The 1805-nt window shown below is 54.1% G+C and carries 2 protein-coding genes; one reads left to right on the top strand and one right to left on the bottom strand.

The annotated features are described in order from the left end of the window. A partial coding sequence (locus ACR0DK_RS20480) for an alkane 1-monooxygenase (protein WP_480737916.1) occupies nucleotides 1-1009 on the top strand: 1009 nt, incomplete at its 5' end. A 95-nt stretch (nucleotides 1010-1104) separates the two neighbouring features. Here the strand turns inward: ACR0DK_RS20480 and ACR0DK_RS20475 are convergent. Next, nucleotides 1105-1805: DNA methyltransferase (locus tag ACR0DK_RS20475; RefSeq protein ID WP_480737914.1), on the bottom strand; the 701-nt coding region annotated here is incomplete at its 5' end.

Genomic DNA, 1805 nt, shown 5'->3' with positions numbered 1-1805 from the left:
GGCCACATGGTGGTTGTTTCCGTTGTTGTATCAAATATTCGGCCGCGAGCCAACCAACCCTGATGAGGCCGCGCGTCTCAGCTCGCTGTTTTGGTATCGCGCAATCACCTTGATCTGGGCACCGTTACAATTCGGATTGGTCTTTGGGTTGATTGCATATCTCGCCACCAATCCTGCACATCTGACGCTTACCGAGCAATTCGGGTTGGCGGCCTCTTCGGGTGTTGTCACGGGAATGATTGGCATCAATTACAGCCATGAATTGATGCACCGCCCCACGCGGTTGGAACGTGGCTTGGCCGATATCCTACTGGCGATGACGCTTTATTCGCATTTCAAAACCGAACATCTTTTGGTGCATCATATCCATGTGGCCTCCCCGCGTGACCCTGCTTCTGCGCGATATAATGAGGGGTTTCACCGCTTTTTCCCCCGTGTTTTGATCCAGTCGTTCAAATCTGCATGGCAGGCCGAAGCGCAGCGCCTTGAAAAGCGCAGGCTTGCACTATGGCATAGAAGCAATCCGTTCTGGCGTTACGGGGGATTGCAGGCAGGCATGATGGGATTGGCCTATGCCATTGGCGGGAAATGGGGCCCTGCTTTCTTCGCTGTGCAGGCCTTTGTTGCGGTGTTCCATTTGGAAATCACAAATTACATCGAACATTACGGCCTCACGCGGGCCTACAAAGGCGCGGGGAAATATGAACATGTCAAACCCCGCCATTCGTGGAATGCGGATCATCGGGCCACGAATTGGTTGCTGATCAACTTGCAGCGTCACTCAGACCATCATTATCGTCCAGATCGGGCCTATCCGCTGTTACAAACCTATGATCACGATGCCGCGCCGCAACTGCCTTATGGCTATCCTGTAATGGGGATTTTGGCCCTCTGCCCGCCTTTGTGGCGGCGGGTTATGAACCCCAAGGTGCGCGCTTGGCGCAAGCAACATTATCCGCAAGTCAAGGATTGGACGCCCTATTCGAAAGGGCTGCTTCAAACGGAATAAAAAACCCCCGCCCGATGGGCGAGGGTAAGGTGCGTGCCCCCGAGGCAAAAGCCACAGGCACGGGCGGTATATCGAAAGCTGTCTTGGAGGTGGCGTTACTCGCCCAACTCGGAACGCAATTGTTGACGAAGGTGATCAATCGGCACGGTTTTCCCGTCACGGCGGAAATGCCAATATGTCCACCCGTTGCACGAAGGTGCGCCTTCAAGTTTCGCCCCCACTTGGTGGATCGACCCTTTGGTGTCCAAAGCGACAAGCGTGCCATCGGCGCGAATTTTTGCACGATGGCGGCCATTACCGCTGTGCAATTCCTCACCAGGCCGCAGCAAGCCCCGCTCGACCAATTGACCGAAGGGAATACGCGGTTCCGATCTTTTGCTGAGGCTGGTTTCAAGTGCATCACTGTCAAAACGGCGCGTGTTGGCGATACGCTTTTCGGCGATTTCGCGATACTCTTCCTCACGCTCGATGCCGATGAAATCGCGCCCCAATTTCTTTGCAACGGCGCCCGTTGTCCCAGTGCCAAAGAAAGGATCAAGAACTACGTCGCCTGGATTTGTTGAGGCAATCAAAATGCGGTGCAGCAGCGATTCAGGCTTTTGCGTTGGATGTGCCTTTTCGCCCCGCGAGTTCTTCAAACGCTCACCGCCATTACAAATCGGCAAAAGCCAATCAGAGCGCATTTGAATCCCCTCATTTAGGGATTTGAGCGCCTCATAATTGAACGTGTATTTCGCTGCTTCAGATTTCGAAGCCCAGATCATCGTCTCATGGGCATTTGTCAAACGCTTGCCGC

Source organism: Ruegeria sp. CE6 (assembly GCF_056537485.1).
This window is presented reverse-complemented; position numbering and strand designations above follow the sequence as displayed.